The organism is Paenibacillus sp. FSL R7-0163, from assembly GCF_037969975.1.
In the GTDB taxonomy this organism is placed as follows: Bacteria; Bacillota; Bacilli; order Paenibacillales; family Paenibacillaceae; genus Paenibacillus_AQ; species Paenibacillus_AQ odorifer.
The window spans coordinates 1991191-2015951 of the sequence record NZ_CP150224.1 but is presented as its reverse complement, the minus strand read 5'-3'; the positions used below and the strand labels follow the sequence as shown (position 1 = coordinate 2015951).

At 43.6% G+C, this 24761-nt stretch carries 29 protein-coding genes; all 29 read right to left on the bottom strand.

What is annotated here, in order from left to right:
- Nucleotides 1-74 precede the first annotated feature (74 nt).
- The 29 genes from frr to flgG all read right to left on the bottom strand — a co-directional run bounded on the left by frr (nucleotide 75) and on the right by flgG (nucleotide 24680).
- Complete coding sequence (gene frr / locus NST45_RS08990) at nucleotides 75-629, bottom strand: ribosome recycling factor (protein ID WP_036688489.1); 555 nt, start codon at nucleotides 627-629, stop codon at nucleotides 75-77.
- Entirely contained in the window at nucleotides 629-1357 is a 729-nt protein-coding gene (gene pyrH / locus NST45_RS08985) for a UMP kinase (protein ID WP_036688491.1), read from the bottom strand. The genes frr and pyrH overlap by 1 nt, the downstream gene beginning before the upstream one ends.
- Before the next feature lie 102 nt (nucleotides 1358-1459).
- Nucleotides 1460-2110, bottom strand: a complete 651-nt coding sequence (gene tsf, locus NST45_RS08980; protein ID WP_036688492.1) for a translation elongation factor Ts — start codon at nucleotides 2108-2110, stop codon at nucleotides 1460-1462.
- Nucleotides 2111-2242: 132 nt separating this feature from the next.
- Nucleotides 2243-2944, bottom strand: coding sequence for a 30S ribosomal protein S2 (gene rpsB, locus NST45_RS08975; protein ID WP_036688493.1), 702 nt, complete (start codon nucleotides 2942-2944; stop codon nucleotides 2243-2245).
- Nucleotides 2945-3105: 161 nt separating this feature from the next.
- Nucleotides 3106-3762: an endolytic transglycosylase MltG gene (locus NST45_RS08970; protein ID WP_339825395.1), complete on the bottom strand. Its 657-nt coding sequence runs from the start codon at nucleotides 3760-3762 to the stop codon at nucleotides 3106-3108.
- Nucleotides 3759-4337, bottom strand: a complete 579-nt coding sequence (locus tag NST45_RS08965) for a hypothetical protein (RefSeq protein ID WP_038571941.1) — start codon at nucleotides 4335-4337, stop codon at nucleotides 3759-3761. Before NST45_RS08965 ends, NST45_RS08970 begins: the two co-directional genes overlap by 4 nt.
- Nucleotides 4338-4386: 49 nt before the next feature.
- A complete protein-coding gene (locus tag NST45_RS08960; protein ID WP_036688496.1) occupies nucleotides 4387-4701 on the bottom strand; it encodes a hypothetical protein in 315 nt (104 codons plus the stop codon).
- A gap of 51 nt (nucleotides 4702-4752) precedes the next feature.
- Nucleotides 4753-6156: a FapA family protein gene (locus NST45_RS08955; protein WP_076100387.1), complete on the bottom strand. Its 1404-nt coding sequence runs from the start codon at nucleotides 6154-6156 to the stop codon at nucleotides 4753-4755.
- Between the two features lie 29 nt (nucleotides 6157-6185).
- Nucleotides 6186-6974, bottom strand: a complete 789-nt coding sequence (locus NST45_RS08950) for a FliA/WhiG family RNA polymerase sigma factor (RefSeq protein ID WP_036688498.1) — start codon at nucleotides 6972-6974, stop codon at nucleotides 6186-6188.
- Between the two features lie 90 nt (nucleotides 6975-7064).
- Nucleotides 7065-7469 carry a hypothetical protein gene (locus NST45_RS08945; RefSeq protein ID WP_036689092.1) on the bottom strand — a complete coding sequence of 135 codons (405 nt, stop codon included), beginning with the start codon at nucleotides 7467-7469 and terminating at the stop codon, nucleotides 7065-7067.
- Between the two features lie 8 nt (nucleotides 7470-7477).
- Nucleotides 7478-7975 carry a chemotaxis protein CheD gene (locus tag NST45_RS08940; protein ID WP_036688499.1) on the bottom strand — a complete coding sequence of 166 codons (498 nt, stop codon included), beginning with the start codon at nucleotides 7973-7975 and terminating at the stop codon, nucleotides 7478-7480.
- Complete coding sequence (locus tag NST45_RS08935) at nucleotides 7968-8594, bottom strand: chemotaxis protein CheC (RefSeq protein WP_036688500.1); 627 nt, start codon at nucleotides 8592-8594, stop codon at nucleotides 7968-7970. Before NST45_RS08935 ends, NST45_RS08940 begins: the two co-directional genes overlap by 8 nt.
- Before the next feature lie 3 nt (nucleotides 8595-8597).
- The gene (locus NST45_RS08930) at nucleotides 8598-9059 is read right to left on the bottom strand and encodes a chemotaxis protein CheW (RefSeq protein WP_036688501.1); all 462 of its coding nucleotides are present in this window, start codon (nucleotides 9057-9059) and stop codon (nucleotides 8598-8600) included.
- A 27-nt stretch (nucleotides 9060-9086) separates the two neighbouring features.
- Nucleotides 9087-11153, bottom strand: a complete 2067-nt coding sequence (locus tag NST45_RS08925) for a chemotaxis protein CheA (RefSeq protein WP_076100385.1) — start codon at nucleotides 11151-11153, stop codon at nucleotides 9087-9089.
- Between the two features lie 34 nt (nucleotides 11154-11187).
- Complete coding sequence (locus NST45_RS08920; RefSeq protein WP_076140999.1) at nucleotides 11188-12519, bottom strand: chemotaxis response regulator protein-glutamate methylesterase; 1332 nt, start codon at nucleotides 12517-12519, stop codon at nucleotides 11188-11190.
- Between the two features lie 33 nt (nucleotides 12520-12552).
- The gene (locus tag NST45_RS08915; protein WP_036688505.1) at nucleotides 12553-13434 is read right to left on the bottom strand and encodes a MinD/ParA family protein; all 882 of its coding nucleotides are present in this window, start codon (nucleotides 13432-13434) and stop codon (nucleotides 12553-12555) included.
- Nucleotides 13431-14816 (bottom strand): flagellar biosynthesis protein FlhF, encoded by a 1386-nt coding sequence (flhF, locus tag NST45_RS08910; protein ID WP_036688507.1) that lies wholly within the window; start codon nucleotides 14814-14816, stop codon nucleotides 13431-13433. The genes NST45_RS08915 and flhF overlap by 4 nt, the downstream gene beginning before the upstream one ends.
- A complete protein-coding gene (gene flhA / locus NST45_RS08905) occupies nucleotides 14813-16846 on the bottom strand; it encodes a flagellar biosynthesis protein FlhA (protein ID WP_036688509.1) in 2034 nt (677 codons plus the stop codon). Before flhA ends, flhF begins: the two co-directional genes overlap by 4 nt.
- Nucleotides 16847-16864: 18 nt before the next feature.
- Nucleotides 16865-17959, bottom strand: a complete 1095-nt coding sequence (flhB, locus tag NST45_RS08900; protein WP_036688512.1) for a flagellar biosynthesis protein FlhB — start codon at nucleotides 17957-17959, stop codon at nucleotides 16865-16867.
- Between the two features lie 22 nt (nucleotides 17960-17981).
- Nucleotides 17982-18767, bottom strand: a complete 786-nt coding sequence (gene fliR / locus NST45_RS08895; RefSeq protein ID WP_036688514.1) for a flagellar biosynthetic protein FliR — start codon at nucleotides 18765-18767, stop codon at nucleotides 17982-17984.
- Nucleotides 18768-18776: 9 nt separating this feature from the next.
- On the bottom strand, nucleotides 18777-19046 hold the full coding sequence (fliQ, locus tag NST45_RS08890; protein ID WP_036688516.1) for a flagellar biosynthesis protein FliQ: 270 nt from the start codon (nucleotides 19044-19046) through the stop codon (nucleotides 18777-18779).
- Between the two features lie 21 nt (nucleotides 19047-19067).
- Nucleotides 19068-19829 (bottom strand): flagellar type III secretion system pore protein FliP, encoded by a 762-nt coding sequence (gene fliP / locus NST45_RS08885; protein WP_036688518.1) that lies wholly within the window; start codon nucleotides 19827-19829, stop codon nucleotides 19068-19070.
- Entirely contained in the window at nucleotides 19826-20350 is a 525-nt protein-coding gene (locus tag NST45_RS08880; protein WP_036688521.1) for a flagellar biosynthetic protein FliO, read from the bottom strand. The genes fliP and NST45_RS08880 overlap by 4 nt, the downstream gene beginning before the upstream one ends.
- A 9-nt stretch (nucleotides 20351-20359) precedes the next feature.
- The gene (locus tag NST45_RS08875) at nucleotides 20360-20725 is read right to left on the bottom strand and encodes a response regulator (protein ID WP_036688523.1); all 366 of its coding nucleotides are present in this window, start codon (nucleotides 20723-20725) and stop codon (nucleotides 20360-20362) included.
- A 26-nt stretch (nucleotides 20726-20751) separates the two neighbouring features.
- Entirely contained in the window at nucleotides 20752-22056 is a 1305-nt protein-coding gene (fliY, locus tag NST45_RS08870; RefSeq protein ID WP_036688526.1) for a flagellar motor switch phosphatase FliY, read from the bottom strand.
- On the bottom strand, nucleotides 22046-23044 hold the full coding sequence (fliM, locus tag NST45_RS08865) for a flagellar motor switch protein FliM (RefSeq protein WP_036688529.1): 999 nt from the start codon (nucleotides 23042-23044) through the stop codon (nucleotides 22046-22048). Before fliM ends, fliY begins: the two co-directional genes overlap by 11 nt.
- 39 nt (nucleotides 23045-23083) lie before the next feature.
- Nucleotides 23084-23551, bottom strand: a complete 468-nt coding sequence (locus tag NST45_RS08860) for a flagellar basal body-associated FliL family protein (protein ID WP_036688532.1) — start codon at nucleotides 23549-23551, stop codon at nucleotides 23084-23086.
- Entirely contained in the window at nucleotides 23548-23772 is a 225-nt protein-coding gene (locus NST45_RS08855) for a flagellar FlbD family protein (protein ID WP_036688535.1), read from the bottom strand. The genes NST45_RS08860 and NST45_RS08855 overlap by 4 nt, the downstream gene beginning before the upstream one ends.
- Before the next feature lie 89 nt (nucleotides 23773-23861).
- Nucleotides 23862-24680, bottom strand: coding sequence for a flagellar basal body rod protein FlgG (gene flgG / locus NST45_RS08850; RefSeq protein WP_036688538.1), 819 nt, complete (start codon nucleotides 24678-24680; stop codon nucleotides 23862-23864).
- Nucleotides 24681-24761: the final 81 nt, after the last annotated feature.

The window sequence follows — 24761 nt, the reverse complement described above, 5'->3', positions numbered from 1 at the left end:
GTTTCCTCCAAGCTCTTATCAGAAAGAGACAAACCCCACCATTAACGGAGGGGCCTTAAGTCTCTTGAATATCATTAAACTTCCATAATCTCTTTTTCTTTGGAGACAAGCACTTTGTCAACTTCGGCTATGAACTTATCCGTTGTTTTTTGAATGTCTTCCTGATGGCCACGGGACTCATCTTCAGAGATACCGTTTTTCTCCATCTTTTTAATATCATCGTTGGCATCACGGCGAATGTTGCGGATCGCTACTTTCGCTTCTTCACCAAACTTCTTAGTCAGCTTAACCAAGTCCGTCCGACGCTCTTCAGTCAGCGGAGGGATAGAAAGACGAATAATGGTGCCGTCATTGGCAGGCGTCAATCCGATATCGGATTTCATGATCGCCCGTTCAATATCAGACATCGATGTTTTGTCCCACGGCTGAATCAACAGTGTCCGGGAATCCGGAGTACTTATGTTGGCCAGCTGATTAATTGGAGTAGGTGCTCCGTAATATTCAACTTGAATACGATCGAGAAGCGATGTTGTTGCACGTCCTGCACGTAATGTTGCCAAGTCACGTTTCAGCGATGAAATCGCTTTGTCCATACGCTCTTCAGCATTTTTTTTGACCGATTGTGGCATTAATCTACACTCCCTTTAACAATCGTTCCGATCTTCTCACCGAGAACGACACGTTTGATATTGCCTTGTTCTGTAATGGCGAATACAATGAGCGGTATATTGTTATCCATGCATAAAGATGAAGCTGTTGAATCCATAACACCGAGGTTTTTATTCAGAACATCCATATAAGTAAGCTGTTCGAATTTCTCAGCTGTACTATCTTTGAACGGATCAGCAGAATATACTCCGTCAACCTTATTTTTCGCCATCAGAATAACTTCTGCTTCGATCTCTGCCGCTCTAAGTGCTGCAGTAGTATCTGTTGAGAAGAATGGGTTACCTGTGCCTGCTGCAAAAATAACAACCCGGCCCTTCTCCAAGTGGCGAATCGCACGACGACGAATATATGGTTCAGCAATTTGCTGCATCGAGATCGAAGTCTGCACTCTTGTTGGCACATCAATTTGCTCTAATGCGTCCTGAAGAGCAAGTGAGTTCATTACTGTTGCCAGCATGCCCATATAATCTGCAGTAGCGCGATCTATGCCGCTTGCGCTGCCCGCGATCCCGCGCCAAATGTTACCCCCGCCACAAACAATTGCAACCTGAACGCCAAGTTCTACAACTTCCTTGATCTGTTCAGCGATGGAAATAATCATGTCGGCATCAATACCATATCCGTTTTGTCCTGCCAAAGACTCTCCACTTACCTTAAGGACTACTCTCTTAAATACCGGCTGTTCCAAATGTATACCCTCACTTTCTGCAAAAGACGGAACACTACGTGTACGTGTTCCGCTCTTCTGATGCTTGCCTTTATTCAATTCTTCATATTTATGATGAAGCTATTATTGATTAACTTGTGCCATAACTTCTTCAACAAAGTTATCCACTTTCTTTTCCAAACCTTCGCCTAGTTCAAAACGAGCAAAACGACGGATCGAGATGTTTTCTCCGATGGTGCTGATTTTTTCATTCAACAATTGGGAGATTGTTTTGTCTGGGTCTTTAACGAAAGTTTGCTCAAGCAAGCAATATTCTTCGTAATATTTACCAATACGTCCTTCAACCATTTTTTCAATGATTTTCTCAGGCTTACCTTCGTTCAAAGCTTGAGCTTTCAGGATTTCTTTTTCTTTTTCAACATCTTCTTGTGGTACTTCTTCACGACGAACATAACGAGGGTTTGCTGCAGCGATTTGCATAGCGATATCGCGAGCAAATTCCTTGAAGGAATCTGTTTTACCAACAAAGTCAGTTTCGCAGTTGATTTCTACAAGTACACCAATGCGGCCGCCAGCGTGGATGTAAGATTCTACAACGCCTTCAGTAGCAATACGTCCTGCTTTGTTTGCTGCTGCGGACAGACCTTTTTCACGAAGCAATTCTGCTGCTTTAGTAATATCGTTATTAGCTTCTTCAAGCGCTTTTTTACAATCAAGCATACCAGCGCCTGTTCTTTCACGAAGTTCTTTTACTGCTTTTGCATCAACTGCCATTGTTTATTCCCTCCAGGTAATTGTCGTTTTCTTACATTATTCAAGGCCTTTATCCTAAAAAAAGGGCAGTGAGAGGTTATCCACCTGCCAACCACCCTTTTCATTTAAGTTCTTGTATGTGCTAGCCGCTACTTAAGCAGTAGTTGTGTCTTCGCCTTGGTGAGCTTCAACAACAGCGTCTGCCATTTTACCAGTCAACAATTTAACAGCGCGGATAGCGTCGTCGTTACCTGGAATTACGTAGTCGATTTCGTCTGGATCACAGTTAGTATCAACGATAGCTACGATTGGAATACCCAATTTGCGAGCTTCTGCAACTGCAATACGCTCTTTACGCGGGTCAATGATGAACAACGCGCTTGGAAGACCTTTCATGTTCTTGATACCGCCCAAGAATTTTTCAAGACGATCTTTCTCTTTGCGAAGAAGGATAACTTCTTTCTTAGGTAGTACTTCAAAAGTACCGTCTTCTTCCCAAGATTCCAATTTCTTCAAGCGATCAATACGCTTTTGAATAGTTTGGAAGTTAGTAAGCGTTCCGCCCAACCAACGTTGGTTAATGAAGAACATACCGGAACGTTCTGCTTCTTCTTTTACGGAATCTTGAGCTTGTTTCTTTGTTCCTACGAATAGGATTGTGCCGTTGTCACCAGCGACGCTTTTTACAAAGTTGTAAGCTTCCTCTACCTTTTTGACTGTTTTTTGCAAGTCAATAATGTAAATTCCGTTTCTTTCAGTGAAGATATAACGATCCATCTTTGGGTTCCAACGACGAGTCTGGTGACCGAAGTGTACCCCAGCTTCTAGAAGCTGTTTCATGGAGATTACTGCCATCTTCACACACCTCCTAAGTTTGGTTTATTGTGTGTCTCCTCCGCCATGCGTCATCTTTCAGCAAGACTTTCTTCAGAAGAAAGCACCCCTTGTCGAAATCAACCGGCGTGTGTTTTAACACCGTCAATTACTATACCATATTATCTCAGTGTATGCAACGATCACTTTAAAGTTATTAACTTCTCTATTATGGAGTCAATACTCTCTCCCTTATTAAAGCTATAAGAACCGGATTGAATTTTCGTATTAATCTTTCGTTTGTTTGCAGCCTCTAGAAAAGTAGACTTATCCTTAATGACGCCAGCCTTCGCTAAAATATCTGTTGTTGCGGTCAATGTGCTTCCAGATGGAATTCGAACAGAAACACTAGCATTTGCTGTGACTTTAGGCGTTACAGGTGCTACAGCGGTTGGAGCGGCACTAGCCTTTGGAGTGATCTTTGGCTGCTCAACCTTCCCGTCAGTAGGCGTAGATGGCTTGTTTGGCGCAATGGCTTTATCAGAGCTCTCAGGTACTGTAGGTGACACTACCGGCGTGGGGGAGGCTGCAGCAGCCGGCGCAGAGGGGCTGACGTTCTCCTTGCTTACTACTGTCGATCCCTCAGTCTCTGTGATTTCCTCTTTATTATCATTCTCAGCTTCCCCCGAGGCAGATTCTGCAGCTTCATCGATGACTTTCATATTCAATTTTTCAGCACCCTGTAGAACTTGTTCTTTGGTAAGTGGAGCCGCTCCACCGGAGATCATTAACTGAAGTAATAAAGCGCCAGTAATTAGTCCTGTGCCTAGTCCGAACAAGAATGAACGGTTCTTAATCATACCGATTCCTCCTGTTTGGCAAGTTGCAGAATCAGTTGCACTTCCCCTCGCTGAAGTCCAGCCGTCTTGGCAATGGAGTCTATCGATTTGCCCTGCTCATGCAGTTCAAACAATCTTGGGTAACGTAATTTTATCGAACTAATAGGTTTCGCTTTCACATCTGGCGACACTGAACTCATCTCTGCTGGCAGAGACGTATCTTCGTTAACACCAACTTTAACCTTCGAACCTTGTTCAACCGTCACTGCAAGTTCTTTCAAACCCTTCTCTTCCTCGGCCACTCGTGCTTCTAGCTTTAAAGAGCTGTTCTGCAACTCTACCACTTGACTCTGTAATTCATTAACCTGTCCCTGCAGTAAATTATGATTAGTTTGCGATTGTTGTTTAATACTACTAACTAATTGTACCAGTTCCTCATTCTCGCGCTCTATGTCTGCCATATATAGCTCAAGCGCAGCCTCTGTTTCCTTGAGGCTTTGCTGATTAGCTTTTCCTTCCTTTACACGTGCGGGAAGTAAAAGGGCATAAAGAATAGCAGCGACACCTACTAGCACAATATAAACCCATGGTTGCAAGTGCCTTATCTCCTTTTACATTTCAGATGTAGATTCATGTGGATTCTTATTAAAGACTTAGATCAATGCGTTGGCCTTTGTAAGGATGCTCGGCATCACGGGTTGCAGGCGAGTTCGAGTGTTTATCTGAAGAAGAATTTCCACCTGAATGAGGATTGCCTTTTCCACCGCCATCCCGTAAAGCTGATTCAGAAGACTCATCCACTTCAGTGCTCCGCATGGCCAATTCCTGACTTTGTTTTACATTTTGCCCAGCCAATTGATGTTGGTCGATAGCAGGACGTTGCTGAGATTCATTCTGAAGCTTGCCCGCCTCCGTGGTGCGAGGCAAAGCAATTTGCAGTTCTACCGGTTTTAGGCTCATCTTAACCCTTCTCTCACAAGTAATGGCCGGCCGCAAATGCTGCCCGCCCGATTAATTGTACGGCGTTAAAGATATATCCCCATCACTGTAAATAAACACAACCCGCTCCGTAGCATCCTTAACAAATCGGGTATATCTGCCGATCATGATCTTTGAACCGCCATAAATGGTTTTGATAACCTCAACTCTCGCTCTACCTGTATCTTCTAACATTCTTTCTATCTCTAGCACTCGTTCTTTAATTCTTTTTTCTTCACGTTGATGGGATTGTTTAGTAGCATTTAATTTGACGCGAAGCGCCACTTTATCCGCAGGGAGCTGACCGTTAGTAGCCAATTGATTTAATAGATACAAAGCTTTAGAGGTTTTATCCTCGTTCTCCAGCAGCTGCCGCAACTCTTGACGAAGCTCGTTAATCTCATTTCTAAGCTCTGGAACCACGCCTACCTCAATCACAGTCGCAGTGGACATGGTGTTACCTATAGTTCTTGCTACAACTCTTTCTCCAGACTGAACGATTCCACCCACAATCAAACCTTTAGAGCCGTTACAGATAACATCTCTACCAGCACGTATATTGGAGTGCATAATACTCTGAGAAACAATTACATCTTCCCCAGCGGTTACGTTTCCATCTTGAATGAAAGAAACCTTCACACTTTTTCCAGCGGTAACTTGGCCTTTGTTATATCCGATAATTCCACCAGTAATTTCAATGGAGCCCCCAGAGATTAACTCTGCACCTTCAACGCCGCCTACAACCCGAATATCACCGGCAGACTTTACAGTGAAGCCTGAAAGGACATTCCCGCGTATGACGACCGTACCTACAAAATCAATATTTCCAGTGCTGTAATCCACATCACCATTCACTTCATATACAGGAAACACATTGATTTTCCCGTTATCAGTTAACGTTACCAGTCCATCAATCGCTGCATACATCGAAGTGCCGTCATTATCAATGAGTACATTTTTCCCGATTTTAAAATGAGCTTCCTTTCCAGCCTTGAAAGCAAGCTCATCACCAGTTACAGTCATCCCTAGCTTTCCAGGCTGGGCAGGGATAATTTTAGCTATTAACTTTCCTTTAAGTACATTACGAAGCCGGACCAAGTCCTTATAGTCGACCTTACCATCCGCTTTCTCAAGCGGTTTGCGGTCCTCTTCCAGATCTACTGTAAGCATAACTCGTCCATCCGTGCCATGCACAGCAGGATAACCTGCAGCAATCGGAACTTTACTCCAAAAAAACTCCTCAGGATGACTACAAATACGTTCGACAACATCACTCTTGATACCGTAGCGAATATTGTGACTGTGCAGGAAGGCTTCCAGTTCTGTAGATGAGCAGGAAAAATTCTCATCCTTTTTGGAGAACTGCAAATACGCGATCCCTTTGTCCTCCGAAAAAGTTATACTCAAGTACTGATTCAAAGCATATTGACCGATCAAATTTTGCTCCCCCTTGTCACCGCTAACGGTTAATCGTTCTGCATAAGGAGATCACGGTTCTTCTCGAGCGTTCCCCTCAGCCGCAAAATAGCTTTGGAATGCAACTGCGAAATTCTTGAAGGAGATAACGACATGACCTCTGCAATCTCACTTAAAGATAAATCTTCATAATATAAAAGGGACACAACGGTCCTTTCTTTCACCGTTAATTTCTCAATACCTTTGGTGAGCGCTTCGCGCAAGTAGAATTCATTTACCTTGCTATCCGGATTCTTAGCTTTATCGTCCACCAGTATGGACATTCGGGTCTCTGATTCCTCTTCACGAATCGGGTCTTCCAGTGAGCAAAGTGACATCACAGCCACATCCTGCAACATATTTTGAAATTCCAGTTCACTAATATTAAGGTATTGGCTCATTTCCTCGTCACTAACTGACCTTAAGTGCTTCTGCTCCAGCTGCTGATAAGCGTCCTCGATTTTTTTAGCTTTTTCCCGAACGGATCTAGGTACCCAATCACTTTGGCGTAATGAATCTAATATCGCACCACGCACACGCCAGGACGCATAGGTCTGAAATTGCAATCCTCGTTTGTAGTCGAATTTCTCAATCGCATCAATTAGTCCCATAACCCCATTGCTGGCTAAATCATCTTTGGATACATTTTTGGGTAATCCCACAGCCAAACGACTGGATACATAATCAACAATATGGAGATAACTCTCTATCAGCTTCTTTTTGGCTTCAGGGTCTCTGTGTTCTTTCCACTGTTCCCATAGCTCGTCAGTTTCCAATTGAGAAGCTTTACGCTCGTTCAATAGCTTTCACCCTTCCCAAAGTTTAGTCAGCGAGCATTCGCGGCGAAATGTACCTTCCAATAAGATCACCGATTCCGCCTCAGCCCTCACTTATTCTTCTTTCAGGTGACGAACGGCCTTGGCCAATTCTTCAGGATCCTTCATCGAAACTAGCTTAGGAGGTGTAAGAGGCTTAAATCCCTCGCTATTTTCGTTTCCTTGTCCTGGCTTCGGTTTTAGTAGATTGATTAATTCTTCATCCTCATTAGGGGTGCTGATGTCCAGCTTCGCCCCAAGTTCTTCACCGCCAGTGTCCACTTCATCCGGAGGCGATGTTTGAATCATAATAAAACCCAATACCCATCTTAAGAGAAAAGCAAGCAGAAACCAGATGATAAATGCAATTAGGCTTCTTAATAAACTAGTACCCAATACATTGTTACTGTAGGTTACAAAAAAGGTAAATATGAAACCTACCAAACCCGACACCAAGTTTATCAAAATGTTTCCAATCATATTCATAATTATAGTTCCTTAGCGCCTTTTTGCACACTGCGAATAAACAATATACCAGTGTTGCAGGCTATTTCTATCGTACGGCCATAATTGCCGCCTGTGTCTTCTGCGATTAACGGAATTTTTAAATTTTCAAGTGCTAGTTTACAAGATTCAACATTACGAGGCCCGATCCTCATGGTGTCGCTCCCCCCGGCAAAGGCAAACATTTGTGAACCTCCGGCCATCTTGGCTACGATCCGGCTCCGAACCGCCCCAAGCTCTAGCAGACGGGATAAGAGCTCCGGCACTGCGGTATCTGCAAACTTAGCGATGTTTAGCTGCCCTTCCCTAGCAATCTCAGATGATGGGAGCATCACATGCGCCATCCCTGCGAGCTTTTTTCCAGGGTCAAACAATGTTAATCCCACGCAGGAGCCAAGACCTGTGGTACGAATTAAACTATCTTGGCTGCCAACGTTAAGATCCGCCATCCCTACTTTAATAATGCTTTGTTCTTCAATCATTTTCAAAAGGAACTCCTAGCGATTTGAAGATTTTCGGGAATGATTCCGGATCGGGAATAAGGAAAAATTGCCCTTCAATTTCGTTTTTCCCCTCAAAGAAGGTAGTGTCGATCAACAATGCATCGTCCCCCATCTGCCCGAATTGCAGCAGACCGTAGCTAAGGATGGCGCCAGCCATGTCCATAGCAAGGGCCGGAACCGTTGGATACATAGAAAGTGAGGTGAAGTCTGCTAGAGAAGAAAGATACGAACCTGCCAAAATATTGCCAATTTCGCTTAGCGCAGAAAGTTCCATTTCTCCAAGCTCTTCATCACTCGACAGCTCAATGCCTGCAATACGACTAAGCAAGTTCATTGCCGCTTCTGGTGACAGAATGAAAAACAGGTTACCTGGAGCTTCACCCTCCACACGTAGAAACACCGCATATACTAGTTCTTCGGCTCCGCCAACTTTATCAGTAATTTCTTCAAAGTTAAGGAGCTGTACCTTAGGAACAGCCATATCTATCGGCTTGTTCAAGAGCTGTGATAATGCGGTGGCTGCATTTCCAGCTCCAATGTTCCCAACTTCCTTAAGCACATCCATTTTGAAATCCTTATAGTGCTTAAATAGTTCCACAGGTTAGCCCTCTAGGCTTTCTAATTGAACGATTTCGCTTTTGTTAAGCACTTCTGACAAGTTGAGCATAATCAGTAAGCGCTCGTCTCCAATCTTGGCCACCCCATCCAAATACTTCGCCTTGATGCCGCCAACAACATCAGGAGGTGTATCAATAGAATCTCTGTTCAGATCTATAACATCATTTGCAGAGTCTACAATGAAGCCTACTTCCATTTCATTAACAGATACGATGATGATTCTTGTCTGATCGGTGTGTTCAGCCTCTTCGATGCCGAAACGGCCCCGTAAATCAATTACAGGAATAACAACACCACGTAAATTAATTACACCTTTGATAAATGAATAGGTCTTAGGTACACGAGTAATGGGCATCATGCGCTCAATAGTTTGTACCTTCTCAACTTCAATTCCATATTCCTCTACGCCTAATTTGAACACTATCACTTTAATATCTTCAGCCATGGAATGAACCTCCCTGTTCTATCCTAGTTATTTAATAAAAGCGTTGGGATCAATAATAAGTGCTACTTGACCATCACCAAGAATGGTTGCGCCAGATATTCCTTGTACATCAGGCAAATATTTACCCAGATTCTTAATCACAACCTCGTTCTGGCCAATAAAATCCTGTACTGCTAAGGCAACTAATCTTTCTCCCTTGCGCACAACTACGATTTCTGTTTCTTCTTCGGTACTCTCATCATAATCTGGTACTGAAAAGAGACGACTTAGCGAAACCAGAGGAATATGTGAATCACGGAATTCTACCATTTTATTGCCATGGATTGTACGGATCTGAGATTGCTTCACGATTCCGGTTTCCACTATAGAAGTCAAAGGAATGGCATACTTCTCAGAACCTAAACGGATAAGCATTGCAGCAATGATAGATAGAGTTAGAGGCAGTTGTACTGAGAAATTTGTTCCTTTACCTGGAGCAGAATAAATCGTTACATTGCCGCCCAAAGAAGAAATCTTAGATTTCACAACATCTAGCCCTACCCCGCGCCCTGAAACATCAGAAATGACCTCTGCTGTACTGAAGCCTGGGGCAAATAACAACTGAAAAGCTTCGTCGTCTGACATACTGGCTGCCTGCTCTTGTGTTATAACACCCTTCTTCACAGCAGATTTCAGAACCTTCTCCGGATAAATCCCTGTTCCATCTTCTTCGATCTCAATGAAGACGTGATTACCACTGTGGAAAGCCCGCAAATAGACCGTTCCGGTCTCCGGCTTACCAGCAGCAACACGATCCGCAATGGATTCGATACCATGGTCAACTGCATTACGCAATAAATGCACCAGCGGATCCCCGATTTCGTCAATGACCGTTCGGTCTAGCTCAGTTTCTGCTCCTGTGATGATAAGATCTACTTTTTTGTCTAGTGACTTGGCTAGATCACGAATCATACGTGGGAATCGGTTAAATACTGTATCTACTGGAACCATCCGCAGCTTCATTACAATATTCTGGAGATCTCCGCTTACCCGGCCCATATGCTCAACCGTTTCTGTAAGATCACCATTTTGAACCTCAGAAGCCAGCTGTTCCAATCGGACACGGTCGATAAGAAGTTCACTGAATAAATTCATCAACACGTCCAAACGTTCAATATCTACACGAATGGTACGTGATGGTGCACCACCTGTTTTGTGAGCTGCCGGTTTGTTGCCCTCTTCTTTGGTTGGCAGGGGTTTAGCGGCAGAAGCCGCAGGTGCAGCTGGAGCCTCAGTAGTCGTGGCTGCCACTTCAGAGGCTGCTGCTGCTTCCTGACCCAGCTGTTGCAGAGAATCTTGATCCAATGCTACTGCCGATACCTTGTCAATCTCAGACAGATTTAGAATCATAGCCTGAATTTGATCAGCACTTTTTTGAGTTATGTAATATAGAGAGAAGCTTTGATCAAATTTCTCTTGTTCAATATCCTGAACGGATGGGAAGGATTTAACCACTTCACCTGAACGCTCCAAAAGATCAAACACCATATATGCACGTACTGCCTTAAGCTGACAATCCTTGCGAATGGTTACGTCCACATATAATACTTGATGTCCTTCTTGAATCGACTGTTCTAGAACAGAAAATTGAAACTCATCTAAATGAATCGGGGTTTCAACCGCTTGTGCAGCAGGTCCTGAGACAGAAGCTGCCTCACCACCCGCAACAGGAATCTCTCCCCGGACTATAGCCTGTAAGGAGGAGACGATAGACGAAACATCCGCTTTACCCTCGCCTCCTCCCGTAATATCCTCAACCATAGACTCCAAGGCATCCAAACTTTTGAACAACGTATCAAAAATGAAATCCTGCATGCGCAGTTTGTTGTTGCGTACCAAATCAAGAACATTTTCCATTTGGTGTGTGAGTGAAGCCAAATCTTCAAAGCCCATAGTTGCTGCCATACCTTTTAAGGTATGCGCAGAGCGGAATATTACCTGTACAATACTAATGTCCTCAGGATTCGCTTCCAGCCCCATCATGCTCTCGTTCAATGACTGCAGATGATCGTTCGACTCATCAATAAACATGGATAAATATTGGTTCATGTCCATCAGTGAGCACCTCCCCTTTGAGTTCGCTTTTCTGTTATTTAACAGCTTGCACCAGCCTTGGAGCAATTTCTTGCAAAGGCAGTACGTGCTGGACGCACTGTAATTCCACCGCAGATCGCGGCATTCCATATACGACACATGTTTCTTCGCTTTCAGCAAAGGTTGAGGTTACCCCAGAGTCGTATAAGGTTTTCATCATTCTTGCCCCATCACTACCCATCCCTGTCATTAGTAACAAATGACGTTCTAACGATGTGAGCGGCAGCAATGATTCAAATAAAACATCCACAGAAGGTCGATGGCCATTACGTGCCTCCTCCTTTGTGAGTACAACCACATATTGCCCTCTAGAGGATGGGACAACTTGTAAATGATAGCCTCCAGGTGCTATATAAGCAGTTCCTTTTTGCAATATCATCCCCTGCTCAGCTTCAATCACTTCTAGCGGGCTAAAGGTATTCAGTCGCTGGGCTAGTGATTTGGTAAAGTTAGGCGGCATATGCTGCACGATAACAATAGGCGCTGGAAAATCCGCAGGAATCTTCTCCAGAAATACCTTTAGAGCACGTGGTCCACCTGTAGAGCACCCCACGGCAACCAACTTTTGCAGATCATTACTCCCATACTTCCGGACCTGAGGATTTGCAGGAGCGTCAGAAGACACTTCCACTTTAGGTTTAGGCAACGGTTTTGGTGGGGTAGCGTTATTCTCTACTCTTGACCTTGCATTACTCTTTTCTGATAAAGGTGGTGGAGTAGAGATTAATGGTTTGGCTGCTCTTTTAGGAACAGTATGATCTAACGGCTGCTTCACCCGCGGTTTTTTGATCACTTCATTTTTGAGTGAAGCTTTAGGTTCTACCTTGGGTTTGCCGGGCATCACTCTCGGTACAGTTGGCGGTGCGACTTCTACTGGCGGTATGTCTGGCAACTTAAATGCAGAAGCACGTGCTTCGCGCTGCTCCCGGGCCATCATAGCCTCTTTCATTTGTTCCCTTAAGGATTCTCCCACTCCCATGATATCCTGAGAGTTGGTAATCGAAGGTTTACGAATAAAGTCAAAAGCGCCCCATTCCAGTGCAAGAATGGTTTCCTTCATACCCTCTTCATTGATCCCTGACAGCATAATCACTGGCAGAGGGTCTGAGGCCATTATTATTTTCAGCGCTTCCAGGCCGTTCATTTCTGGCATTTCTACATCCATAGTAACCAGATCTGGACGAAGCTCATTGATTTTTTCGATAGCCTCACGACCGTTTTTTGCTGTTGCCGTCACCTGAAAGTCAGCGTCATTTTCAATTAAATCGGAAATGATCTTGCGCATAAATGCCGAATCATCAACAACCAATACTTTATATGGCTTCATATCATTTCCACCTCTGTCCCAAATTCAGAACAACTATTTACTCCGCTTTAACCATTTATGGATAAAGCCTTTAATCCCTTGGACTTTTGTGCTCTTTTTAGAATCAATGGTCAAATAACTTAGGGCAAGCCGATGTATATCTTTTGCAGCAATACTGTTTGGAAAAGCCAATGTGAATGGCGTTTGCCTTTTGACAGCTTGCACTACATGGGCATCTGAGCTTATATGACCAAGATAAGAAATATCTAATTGCAAAAAACGACTGGCGGCCATTCGGATCTTGTCGCTTGTCGCTATGGCTTCCCTTTCATCACCTGCCTGGTTCACAATCAATTTAAAGGAAGTCTCAGGATAGGAACGATTCACAACCTTCATTAATGCGTATGCATCTGTGATAGCTGTTGGTTCTGGTGTAGTAACCACTAGGCAATCGTCGGCAGAAGTTATAAACTTCATCGTTTCCTTAGATAAACCAGCGCCTGTATCGAACAAAATAAAATCCATGCTGTCCGCGATAAGTGTTATCTGATTTGTGAAATAATCAAGATCAGACTCTGAAAGCGTGAATAGCTCATCCATTCCAGAGCCACCTGCTATAAAAGGGAGCGAATTCGGACCGTATTGAATAATCTGCTCGATATCCGCTTCTCTTTTTAACAAATGATAAAGATTATATCTCGCCGATACGCCCATCAACACGTCTATATTAGCCATGCCGATATCTGCATCGAACAGCAAAACCCGTTTGCCCATAGCCTTTAAAGTTAGAGCGAAGTTAAGTGTAAAATTCGACTTACCAACGCCCCCTTTACCACTACACACCGTAATGATCCTGGCGGATGATCCCCCTCTTACAGCTACTTTAGAATCCTGACTGGATACAAGCTGTCTTAAGGATTGTGCCTGATCCATCATGTTTCACCTGTTCCAAGAAGCAACTCACTCAGCTGTCCTTTGGTAGCCATAAGCAGGTCATCAGGAACATTTTGACCATCGGTCATATAAGACAAGGTAAGCGGGAAGTCATTCAGGACATTAAAGAGCGGGCCGTAACTCCCCGTCTCATCCAGCTTTGTGAAAATAACCTTATCCAGCCTATATCTGCCGAAATGCTCTGCAATAAGTTTCATATCACGGCTTTTCGAGGTCAAGCTAAGCACAAGATAAGTTTCACTTCTCAATTCCTTCGCAAGCAAGCTTTGCAGTTCGGCTACTAGCATATCATTACGATAATTTCGGCCAGCTGTATCCATTAATACTAGATCACAACTCTCCAAGCGAAAGAGTGCTCTTTGCAAATCTCCTGGCGATTGGACAACCTCCAATGGAACATTGAGAATAGCAGCGTAGGTTCGCAACTGTTCCACAGCTGAGATTCTATACGTATCGGAGGTGATAAAACCTACCTTGCGTCCGTGCTTAAATAGCTGTTCTGCCGCAAGCTTAGCTATGGTTGTGGTCTTTCCAACTCCAGTGGGTCCGGCAATATATACAATTTGAGTATCCCGGGCAATTCCATCAGCAATTCGTCCCGTCAGGAAACCATCAATCTGTTCTTTAAGAGATCCCATAAATTTCTCTGGTCCCCAAGTACGCCCTTCATCCACCCAACGTTCCGAGATGTTACTGATCCATTCCTCAACAAGCACAGCATCCATTTCTTGCTCTAATAAAAGATCCCGTAGCTCCTGCAGACTGTCTGGCAGTTCTCTTCCACCTGAGGATTGTCTGGCAATTCGCTCCATCCAGAGCTTCATATCTCTAATCTCACGAAGAACATCATTTTCGAGAGCAGTGGCAACCTCTGGCGATTGTTCTAATCCTAATGATTCATACAACGCTGATATAGAAGGTGCATCTTCCAGATTTAATTCAGGAAGTTTTTGCTCAGGTTCTGGCTCCGGATGCTTGGCTATCGATTCTTGTACATTGATAGCTTCCGATAAGGCTGCAGCAATCTCTGCAAACGTCCGTGACTCTTCTGGCTTTTCTAATGAAACAGAAGGTACGGAAGGTATAGAAGGTGTAGTGGAAGCAGATGAAGCTTTTTGATAAGCCTGTGGTACTGCACTCCGTGGAATGTTCATCGCTGGCGCAGCCGGCTTTTTTGGAACATTATTCTTCTCTGCCTTTTCTACTGCTGCTACAACTTCTATTTTTTTCTTCTTAAATAACCCTAAAAATCCGCCGATTTTGATTTCCTTTGTACTTAAAATGACGGCCTCGCTCCCAAGCTCGTTGCGAATGGAAAGCATGGCGTCAGGCATCGAATCGACCACGTAACGCTTCACTCTCATAAATTCACCACTCCGACGCTTTGTATTTCAATGTTAGGCTCTAGCTCGCTATAAGACAGTACAGGAATATCCTGCATCGTTCGTTCAATCACCTGCCGCAAATACATACGAATGGTTGGTGATGTGAGCACTATTGGCTGTTGCCCTGTCTGCAGCAATCGATTAATCTGTTCACTTAACCGCTGATAGATCGTTTGTGTCGAAGTTGGATCTAGTGCCAAATAACTTCCCTGTTCAGATTGCTGCACACTCTCGGAAATTTTCTTTTCAAGATTAGGCCCCACCGTGATGACTTTCAGCGTCTCTCCTACTTGTGAGAATTGCTGGGTAATCTGTCTGGACAAGGACTGACGAACATATTCAGTGAGAATATCAGGATCCTTGGTGTATGTCCCATAATCCGCCAATGTCTCAAAAATCGTAACCAAATCTCTGATCGATATTTTTTCACGAAGCAGCTTAGCAAGAACCTTCTGCACATCCCCAATCGCCAATACGGAAGGAATAAGATCGTCGACGAGCACTGGATAATTATCCCTAAGGTTGTCCACCAGCATCTTAGTTTCTTGTCTTCCTATCAGCTCATGTCCATGACGTTTGATTAACTCCGTCAGATGTGTTGCGACAACAGATGGAGGGTCTACTACAGTATAGCCGGACAATTCAGCCCGCTCTTTAACCGATTCATCAATCCATAATGCTGGAAGCCCAAAGGATGGTTCGATGGTCTCAATACCGTTTATAGATTCATCATCATATCCTGGACTCATTGCAAGGTAATGATTAAGTAATAATTCACCACCGCCAACTGTATTTCCTTTAATTTTTATGACATATTCATTCGGTTTTAGTTGAATATTGTCGCGAATGCGAATAACAGGTACTACAAGACCCATTTCTAGGGCACATTGCCGTCGAATCATGATGATACGATCTAGCAGATCGCCTCCCTGACCTGTATCCGCCAAAGGAATAAGACCATAACCAAACTCGAATTCAATGGGATCAACTGACAGCAAATTAATGACACTTTCCGGACTTCGTACCTCTTCAATCTGCTTCTCTTCAACAAGTTGCTCTTCGGCAATCTGTTTCTTATTTAAATTTTGTCCCATACGGTAGGCTGCAAAAGCCAGCAATCCGGCCAATGGGAGCGTTGTAATCATATGTATGGGTGTAAAGAGTCCAAGAAAAGCTACCGTAACTGCGACAATATACAACAATTTCGGATAGGACAACAACTGTCCTGTCAGCTCTTCTGCAAGATTACCTTCCGAAGAAGCTCTAGTAACAATCAAGCCGGCTGCTGTCGAAATAAGCAAAGCTGGAATTTGACTGACAAGACCGTCCCCGATGGTCAATACAGAATAAGTGGATAACGCAGTAGCAAAGTCCATCCCGTGAACCATCATACCGATAATAAATCCACCGATGAGATTGATCAGCAAGATGATAATACTCGCAATCGCGTCTCCTTTAACGAATTTACTTGCACCGTCCATGGCTCCGAAAAAATCCGCTTCGCGTTCTACGTTACGCCGGCGCTCACGTGCCTGGGTTTCGTTAATCATGCCTGCGTTAAGATCGGCATCAATACTCATTTGTTTACCGGGCATCGCATCCAAGGTAAATCTAGCGCCTACCTCAGCTACGCGCTCTGAACCTTTGGTAATAACAATAAACTGTACTACTACCAAAATCAGAAACACGATAAATCCAACCGCAATCTGTCCGCCAGCGATCCAGCTACCGAAAGTAGATACCACTGAACCGGCATCTCCGTAAGTCAGGATCAGTTTTGTAGTCGAGATGTTAAGTGACAGACGAAAAAGTGTGGTTACTAGGAGCAGTGAAGGAAAAATTGAAAATTCGAGTGCATTTTTCGTATTCATAGCAACCAGAATGATAATTAATGCGATTGAGATGTTAATAACAAGCAAAACGTCCAATAGCCAGGACGGGATAGGCAGAATCATCATAAGCACGATCCCGATGATGCCTAGCAAAACTGTTAAATCTTTAGCTTTCAATGTCCTAACCCCCCCGCCTTATCTCCTCTTACCTTTAAGCTTATATACATATGCCAGCACTTCAGCCACAGCCTGGAACAGATCATTTGGAACGACATCTCCAATCTCTGCCCTTTGGAATAATGCCCGTGCCAGCGGTTTGTTTTCCATAGTCACGACGCCGTGCTCTTTAGCCAGCTCCCGGATGCGAAGTGCTACATAATCCTGACCCTTTGCTATAATCTGCGGCGCTTCCATCTTGGTACCGTCATATTTAAGCGCAACAGCAAAGTGCGTAGGATTCGTAATGATTACATCCGCATTTGGAACTTCCTGCATCATACGCTGCATGGCCATTCTACGTTGGCGTTCCCTGATCTTACCTTTGATTAGAGGGTCACCCTCCATTTTTTTGTATTCATCCTTGATATCCTGCTTGGACATTTTCAGGCTTTTTTCATGCTCGTACTTCTGATACATGTAGTCCAGAAAAGCCATAGCCAATAGTGCAGCCCCGATTTTCAAACCAAGACTCATCGTCAGCTTGGCCGCAAATTTAAAAATCCCCTCCGCACTGATATGCGACAGGGATGCAAAGTTCTTCTTTTCTCCCCATAAAGTGCTATATACCAGATAAGCAATAATTAGAAGCTTAAATATGGATTTCAGGAACTCGACAAACGAACGCATGGAGAAAATATTTTTGAACCCTTTTATCGGATTAAGCTTGCTGAATTTAGGGGTGATCCCCTCTCCCGTGGTCATAAAGCCCACCTGCGCCAGATTGCTTACCAGCGCCATAACAAAAACTATTCCAAGTAATGGAGCTAGCAAAATCAGTATTTGTAGTCCATATTGATTAAATAGCAGCGTTATATTCTCAGGAGTAACCTCCAGTGTCATTTGATTCTGAAATACATCCATATATAGCTTCATGAAGCGTTCTTTCATAAAACCACCAAACATCATCAAGCTAACTACTGCTGATAACAATACAACTGCACCGGATAGCTCAGCACTTTTGGCTACTTGACCCTTTTTACGAGCATCTTGCCGTTTCTTCGGGGTTGCTTTTTCCGTCTTTTCACCGGCGAATTGTTGAAGATCCAGTCTATACCGCTTCGTCTTAGGCATAATACGCTCCCCTTACGGTCACCTACGGACTCTTCCCCATGAGATTCAATAAATTCTCCATGGATTCGAACATGATATCGAAGAGATTCTGAAACAGCACAGCCAGACCAGGCATCAGCACTAAAAGCAGTGCAAGACCTATAATGATTTTGAGCGGAACCCCAATAACAAATACATTATATTGCGGAGCCGTTCTCGCCAAGAAAGCAAGGCCAACATCAGTCAGAAACAGCGCAGTTACTAAAGGAGCCGACATTTGAAAAGCGAGTACAAAGGACTGAGCAAATGTTCGAACCAGAAACTCTGATAAACTACCGTCAATCATGCCTAGAAATAAATCGTTATTCATAGGAACCCATTTATAACTGTACACAATAGCATCTAGCAGATGGTGATGACCATTCATGCTCAGAAACATTAGCAGGGCTATCATATATTTGAAATTACCAAGAATTGGTGCAGACGTTCCAGTCATAGGATCGATAACATTAGCAATACCGAAGCCAATCTGAATATCAATAAATGAACCTGCTGTCTGAATCGCCATAAACATCAAATATCCAACGAAACCTAGCAATAATCCTATTAATACCTCTCTGGCAATCAGCAAAATATAACTGAAATCCTGCGGGATCGTAAGCCCTGTTCCGTTAGCACTAAAGACAACCAATGCTACAAAAAAAGAAATGCCAATCTTAAAGGTTGTCGGGACTCCTTGTGAAGAAAATACAGGAACGACAACAAAAAAAGCGGTTATTCGACAAAAAATAAGCAAAAAGACGGGTAAACTTTGCAGTATGGTCTCCATGTTCATTGATTAACCAATATACATATAGAGATTACCCAAAATTTGGCTTGTAAAGTCAATCAGCTTCGTGATGATCCACGGACCAAATAGCAATAAAGCCAATAGCACTGCGACGATTTTGGGAACAAACGCTAGCGTCTGTTCCTGAATCTGTGTCGTAGCCTGAAAAATACTGATTATTAGCCCTACCACCAGACCAAGAATCAGCATGGGTGCGCTGACTTCCAGCACTAAATATACGGCTTGGCTTGCTAGCCCGATTATAAACTCCGTACTCATCCCTCATGCCTCCTCTTTAGGTCAGGTGTTAAAACTAAGAAGTAGTGATTTAATGACTAAGTACCAGCCGTCTACCAGTACGAAGAGCATTATTTTAAAAGGTAATGAAATCATAACCGGGGGAAGCATCATCATCCCCATGGCCATCAGTGTGCTCGCCACAACAATATCAATAATCAGGAATGGTATGAAAATTAAGAAGCCCATTGTAAAAGCCTTTTTCAATTCGCCAATTGCAAAAGCTGGCACCATCACCGTCAGTGGAATATCACTGTATGTAGCCGGTTTAGTAGATCCGGTATAACCGGTGTATTTCATAAATAACAGAAGATCTTTGGTGTTCGTCTGTTTAAACATAAATTCTTTCATCGGATCAGCAGCTTTATCAAAAGCCTCAGTTTGTGTGATTGTCCCCTTCATATACGGCTGCAACGCATTTTCATTCACTGTGGCCAGCGTTGGTGACATAATGAACAGGGTCAGAAACAGAGCAAGTCCTACCAGCACCTGGTTTGGAGGCATAGCCTGAGTACCCAGCGAGGTTCTCACAAAGCCTAATACGATTACAATTCTAGTAAAGCTAGTCATAAGAACCAGAAACGCCGGAGCAATACTCAGAACCGTTACAAGAAGAAGAATTGATATGGAACTGGTACCACTGCTTGAACCTTCATTACCGACCTGAATATTAACATTAGGTATAGGATCAGCATGTATCGGCGTCATCATAACCACACTGATAATACCGAACAGCAGAATAGCAAGAATTAGCTTCTTTTTCATATATTCCTCGACTCATCCTTAGTAACATCATCCCGAAGCAGCTCTTCCATTTTCTCTTTACGCTCTGGTGCAGAACGAAGCTTGGATTGCAGAGTCTCGTAAAAAGATGATGTTTCACTAAGTTCAATTTCCTGAGATGGAACCTCCCCACGCAGCTTTACCTTTACCTTGGCAATAAGCGGTGCGAGGAAATTATTCTGGTTAGAGGACTGATCCTCAAATGCCGCAATGATCAATGCTACCTCATCCGGATCGGTGACTTTATCCAAAATGGATATATTTTCACCAATCCCGATTAAGTAAAGACTGCTTCCCAGTTCGATAACCTGCATCGACTTATTAGGTCCAAGCCCTATTGCACCAAGCGTTCTTATAGAACGGTTGCTCATAAAGGTCTGATTACGTCGTCCAAGAAAACGAATCAGTACCACTATAAGTACAATGATTATCGCCAGGACAATAATAACTTTAAACAAATTCAGCAGGGTGTTACTGCTTCCGAGCGTTTCGGAATATAACATGACTTTATCCTACACGCCCAACGTTTTGTTAATAGCTTCGATAACCCGGTCAGCTTGGAAAGGCTTCACTATAAAGTCTTTAGCTCCTGCTTGGATTGCATCGATAACCATAGCCTGCTGGCCCATGGCTGAACACATAATAACCTTTGCAGCCGGATCTACTTTTTTGATTTCTTTCAGGGCGGCGATTCCGTCCATCTCAGGCATAGTAATATCCATCGTGATGAGGTCCGGACGCAGTTCCTTGAATTTTTCTATCGCTTGAGAACCGTCCTGAGCTTCGCCCACTACTTCAAATCCGTTTTTCGACAAAATGTCACGGATCATCATTCTCATAAATGCTGCATCGTCCACGATTAGAATTCGGTTAGCCATTTTTACAAAATCCTCCCTAAGTATGCTTATTGTAATTTCTGAATTCGGTCCCACTGGCTGACGATATCCGTAACGCGTACGCCAAAGTTTTCGTCGATAACAACGACTTCACCTTTGGCAATAAGCTTGTTGTTAACCAAAATATCTACAGGCTCACCTGCGAGCTTGTCCAGCTCAATAATTGAGCCTTGTGACATTTCTAAAATATCTTTGATCTGCTTCTGGGTCCTTCCTAATTCTACGGTTACTCTAAGCGGTATGTCCATCAATAAATTTAAATTATTTTCATCAATATGACCAAAGGCCCCACCATTCAGATTTGCAAATTGCACAGGCTGTACATTTACATTGCGATTTGCCTCAGAATTAAGCGGTGGTGTCTGTCCATATGGCATCCCTTGCGGTGGCATACCGTATGGTGGCATCCCAGGCATTCCGTACGCTGGCATACCCGCTGGAGGATAATAATACCCGCCTTCTGGCATCCCTGGATACGCTGGCATACCCTGCGGTGGATATGGTGGTTGCGTTCCTCCTGCGGGCTGTGAGGGCGCCTGTTGCACCGGAGGTGCTGGAGGTGGTGTCTCCGCAGAATTAGTCATAGCAGGTGTTTCAGCCATTGTGACCGCTGCCTCCTCCTCTGCCGGACTAACATCACCAAGTAGCATGGATACCATATCTTTTGCGAACTGAACAGGCAAGAGCTGCATAATAGTAGAATCTATCAAATCACCAATTTTAAGCCGGAACGAAATACGAATTAGGGTTTCATCGTCTGGCAGACTGCCTACTCCTTCTCCGCTGGACATATTCAAAATGTCGATACCCGGAGGCGAGATATTAACAAAACGATTAAAAATCGTAGACATCGATGTAGCAGAAGAACCCATCATTTGATTCATAGCTTCTTGCACAGCGCTAATATGAATTTCATTCAACTCTTCATCCTTAGGTTCGCCGGCACCGCCAAGCATCAGATCGGCAATGACCTGTGCATCCCTAATCTTAATAACAAGTGAGTTAATCCCTTGAAACCCATCCACATATTGAACGTGAACAGCTACATGCGGTTTAGGAAAAGCAATTTCAAACTCCCCGCGTGTAATGATCGAAACTTGAGGGGTTGTAATATCTACTTTTTTCCCTAGTAAAGTGGAAAGTGCTGTTGCTGCACTGCCAAACGTTATATTACCAATTTCGCCCAAAGCATCCTGTTCAAACGGTGTTAGATAGTCATCTACCGTTTTCTCCGTAGGAGCTAATGAGCCCTCCGCAGATTGTCTCAGAAGGGCGTCGATTTCTTCTTGGGATAAATAATCTTTACTCGTCAAATTCTTCAACTCCTTCATTGACAATTTCGTCTATTTGCACGGCTACCCGATCTTTAACCATTCCGGGACTTCCGATGAACTTAAGCTTCTCCCCTACCTTAATTGACAGTCCAGAATCTACGTTTCTGTTGAGAGAAATCACGTCACCGACACTAAGCCCTAGGAATTCAGATATGGATAAGCTCGATTCTCCAAGTTCAGCAACAATCGGCAGCTTCGCTTTATGAACTCTAGCTCTAATGGCCAGTAGCTCATCTTCATCCCGCGTCTTCTTCTCTGTCACAAACCATTGGTGAACAGAAAGTCTGGACATGATAGGCTCTAGAACGACATGCGGTATACAAAGATTGATCATGCCTGTTGTATCTCCAATTTTGGTACTTAGAGAGATTAATGCAATGGTCTCATTGGGCGATACAATCTGCATGAACTGCGGGTTCGTCTCAAGAGCTTCCATCCGCGGATGAATATCCAGCACCGTTTTCCAAGCCTCCTGCAGACTCTCAAAACATCTACTAAAGATACGCTCCATAATCGTTGTTTCGATCTCAGTTAGAGCATTAATCTTAGAAGGTGCAGTTCCAAAGCCCCCAAGCAACCTGTCCAGCATAGCAAAAGCAATGTTTGGATGAACTTCCATTACCATGCGGCCCTCTAAAGGTTCAGCTTCAAAAATGTTCAATATCGTCATTTTCGGTATGGAGCGAATAAATTCATCATAAGGGAGCTGCTCTACTTGAACGACATTAATCTGAACGAAGGTGCGCAATTGGGCTGAAAAATACGTTGTAAGATAACGGGCGAAATTGTCATGTATCCGTGTAAGACTGCGGATATGATCTTTGGAAAAGCGGACAGCCCGTTTAAAGTCATAAGAGCGGATTTTCTTCTGAGTTTCTTCCTTTTTAAGTTCATCGGCGTCCATCTCACCTGAAGAAAGTGCAGCAAGCAGAGCATCAATTTCGTTTTGTGATAGTACATCAACCAATTCAATCACCCCCCTATCAAAGAATTATCAGGAATAAAGCTACACAGAAGCCAAAAGGAATTTGGTGATTTCGATCTGAGTAATTTGGCCCTCAGTCAATGTCTTATTGATCAGATTAATAAGCTTACTGCTAAGCTGATCTTTTCCATTCGCTCCATTAAGGTCCTCAGGTTTGGTATCTGCAAGCGTCTTGATAATTATTGGTTTGATTTTGATCTCTTTTATTTTTTCGAATTCTTCCTTTGATTTCGCAGAACTCAGTTGGAAGGCGAAATCTACTTGAAGGATAAAATCGGGATCAGCAAGATTTGTTTTGATATCAATGATCTCTGCCGTCAATTCGACGATTTCATCTGCAGTTAAATGTTTTGTTTCCACATTTTGAACAGCAGCACTTACCTCGTTCGTATCTTTCGGAAAGATCCTGTCCAATAGTAAAAATGCGGCGACCACGATCAGAGTAATCGCTAGTAATATCGTGATGAGCCACGGCATCATCTTTTTCATGTTAGCTCCTCCATTGACTGGATTTTAATGGTGGCAGCATATGTGCCTATGTCCCTGTTATAATCCCGGATCTTCGTAATAACCTCATCGGCTTTTTCGAGAACGATCAGTCTTTTTCCGGTTACGAGCGTAATGTATGTATCCGGGCTTTCTTCTACCATTTCGACCAGTAGGGCATTGATCCACATCGGTGTTCCATTTAATCTTGTTACCGATATCATAACAGGCCTCCTAACAAAATAGGGGGAGGAGTAACTCCCCCACGACTCCGCATGAACCATTTAAGAAAATATAGAATTTATTGATTAAATTAACGCTTCAGGTTTACTACTTCCTGCAGCACTTCATCAGAAGTTGTGATGATACGGGAATTCGCCTGGAATCCACGCTGTGATACGATCATTTCTGTAAATTCATTGGTAAGATCCACATTGGACATTTCCAGCTGTCCAGAGATGATTGCCCCGGTGCCATCTTCTGTATTGTTCGCTGTAGTCGGAACTAGTTCGCCTTCTGCATTCGCATTAAGTGTCATACGATACAGATTGCCTCCGATTTTCTCCAGACCAGATGGGTTAGTAACCTTGGCTACACCAATCTTCACCCCAGCTCCAGTCGTTCCATCTTCCATGGTCTGAACAATTGTTCCATCATTAGAGATAGAAAACGCCGTTACATCGTCACCTAATTGAATGATCCCACCGTCGGAATCTAAAACATGAAGTCCGTCAGCGGTAACAAGATTACGCGCAGCGTCAATGTGGAAATCTCCGGCGCGGGTCAAAAATGCAGTATCTTGATCCTCAGTAAGCTTAACCAGAAAAAAACCATCTCCATCGATACGTAAATCTGTTGGGTTGTTGGTGGTTTGAGCACTACCAGCCAAATGTAGGGTATCTATAGAAGCAATACTAACACCTAGTCCAACTTGTTTCGCATTTACCCCACCTTGACCATCCTCACCCGGTGCAGTAACACCAGAAACGGTTTGGCTCATAATATCCTTGAACATAACACGTCCGGATTTAAACCCGATAGTGTTGACGTTAGCAATATTATTACCGATTACATCAAGCTTAGTTTGAAAGCCTCTCATTCCTGAAACCCCTGAATACATTGATCTTAACATGTTTAATGTCCTCCCAGATTATAGAGTCCTAATAACTTTCCAAGTGAATTGGGACCGCGTCAGTCGGTCAGCGGCCGCCTC

Bases quoted from the DNA above. Each gene is read 5' to 3' on its own strand.
- fliQ (WP_036688516.1), bottom strand. From the start codon at position 19,046: ATGAGTACGGAGTTTATAATCGGGCTAGCAAGCCAAGCCGTATATTTA.
- rpsB (WP_036688493.1), bottom strand. From the start codon at position 2,944: ATGGCAGTAATCTCCATGAAACAGCTTCTAGAAGCTGGGGTACACTTC.
- NST45_RS08875 (WP_036688523.1), bottom strand. From the start codon at position 20,725: ATGGCTAACCGAATTCTAATCGTGGACGATGCAGCATTTATGAGAATG.
- flhB (WP_036688512.1), bottom strand. From the start codon at position 17,959: ATGCCTAAGACGAAGCGGTATAGACTGGATCTTCAACAATTCGCCGGT.
- NST45_RS08960 (WP_036688496.1), bottom strand. From the start codon at position 4,701: ATGAGCCTAAAACCGGTAGAACTGCAAATTGCTTTGCCTCGCACCACG.
- NST45_RS08925 (WP_076100385.1), bottom strand. From the start codon at position 11,153: ATGGACATGAACCAATATTTATCCATGTTTATTGATGAGTCGAACGAT.
- NST45_RS08860 (WP_036688532.1), bottom strand. From the start codon at position 23,551: ATGAAAAAGATGATGCCGTGGCTCATCACGATATTACTAGCGATTACT.
- flgG (WP_036688538.1), bottom strand. From the start codon at position 24,680: ATGTTAAGATCAATGTATTCAGGGGTTTCAGGAATGAGAGGCTTTCAA.
- NST45_RS08880 (WP_036688521.1), bottom strand. From the start codon at position 20,350: ATGTTATATTCCGAAACGCTCGGAAGCAGTAACACCCTGCTGAATTTG.
- fliR (WP_036688514.1), bottom strand. From the start codon at position 18,767: ATGGAGACCATACTGCAAAGTTTACCCGTCTTTTTGCTTATTTTTTGT.
- NST45_RS08930 (WP_036688501.1), bottom strand. From the start codon at position 9,059: ATGGCTGAAGATATTAAAGTGATAGTGTTCAAATTAGGCGTAGAGGAA.
- frr (WP_036688489.1), bottom strand. From the start codon at position 629: ATGCCACAATCGGTCAAAAAAAATGCTGAAGAGCGTATGGACAAAGCG.
- NST45_RS08945 (WP_036689092.1), bottom strand. From the start codon at position 7,469: ATGATTGGAAACATTTTGATAAACTTGGTGTCGGGTTTGGTAGGTTTC.
- flhF (WP_036688507.1), bottom strand. From the start codon at position 14,816: ATGAGAGTGAAGCGTTACGTGGTCGATTCGATGCCTGACGCCATGCTT.
- NST45_RS08940 (WP_036688499.1), bottom strand. From the start codon at position 7,975: ATGATTGAAGAACAAAGCATTATTAAAGTAGGGATGGCGGATCTTAAC.
- NST45_RS08855 (WP_036688535.1), bottom strand. From the start codon at position 23,772: ATGATATCGGTAACAAGATTAAATGGAACACCGATGTGGATCAATGCC.
- NST45_RS08970 (WP_339825395.1), bottom strand. From the start codon at position 3,762: ATGATTAAGAACCGTTCATTCTTGTTCGGACTAGGCACAGGACTAATT.
- NST45_RS08920 (WP_076140999.1), bottom strand. From the start codon at position 12,519: ATGAAGCCATATAAAGTATTGGTTGTTGATGATTCGGCATTTATGCGC.
- NST45_RS08915 (WP_036688505.1), bottom strand. From the start codon at position 13,434: ATGATGGATCAGGCACAATCCTTAAGACAGCTTGTATCCAGTCAGGAT.
- fliP (WP_036688518.1), bottom strand. From the start codon at position 19,829: ATGAAAAAGAAGCTAATTCTTGCTATTCTGCTGTTCGGTATTATCAGT.
- tsf (WP_036688492.1), bottom strand. From the start codon at position 2,110: ATGGCAGTTGATGCAAAAGCAGTAAAAGAACTTCGTGAAAGAACAGGC.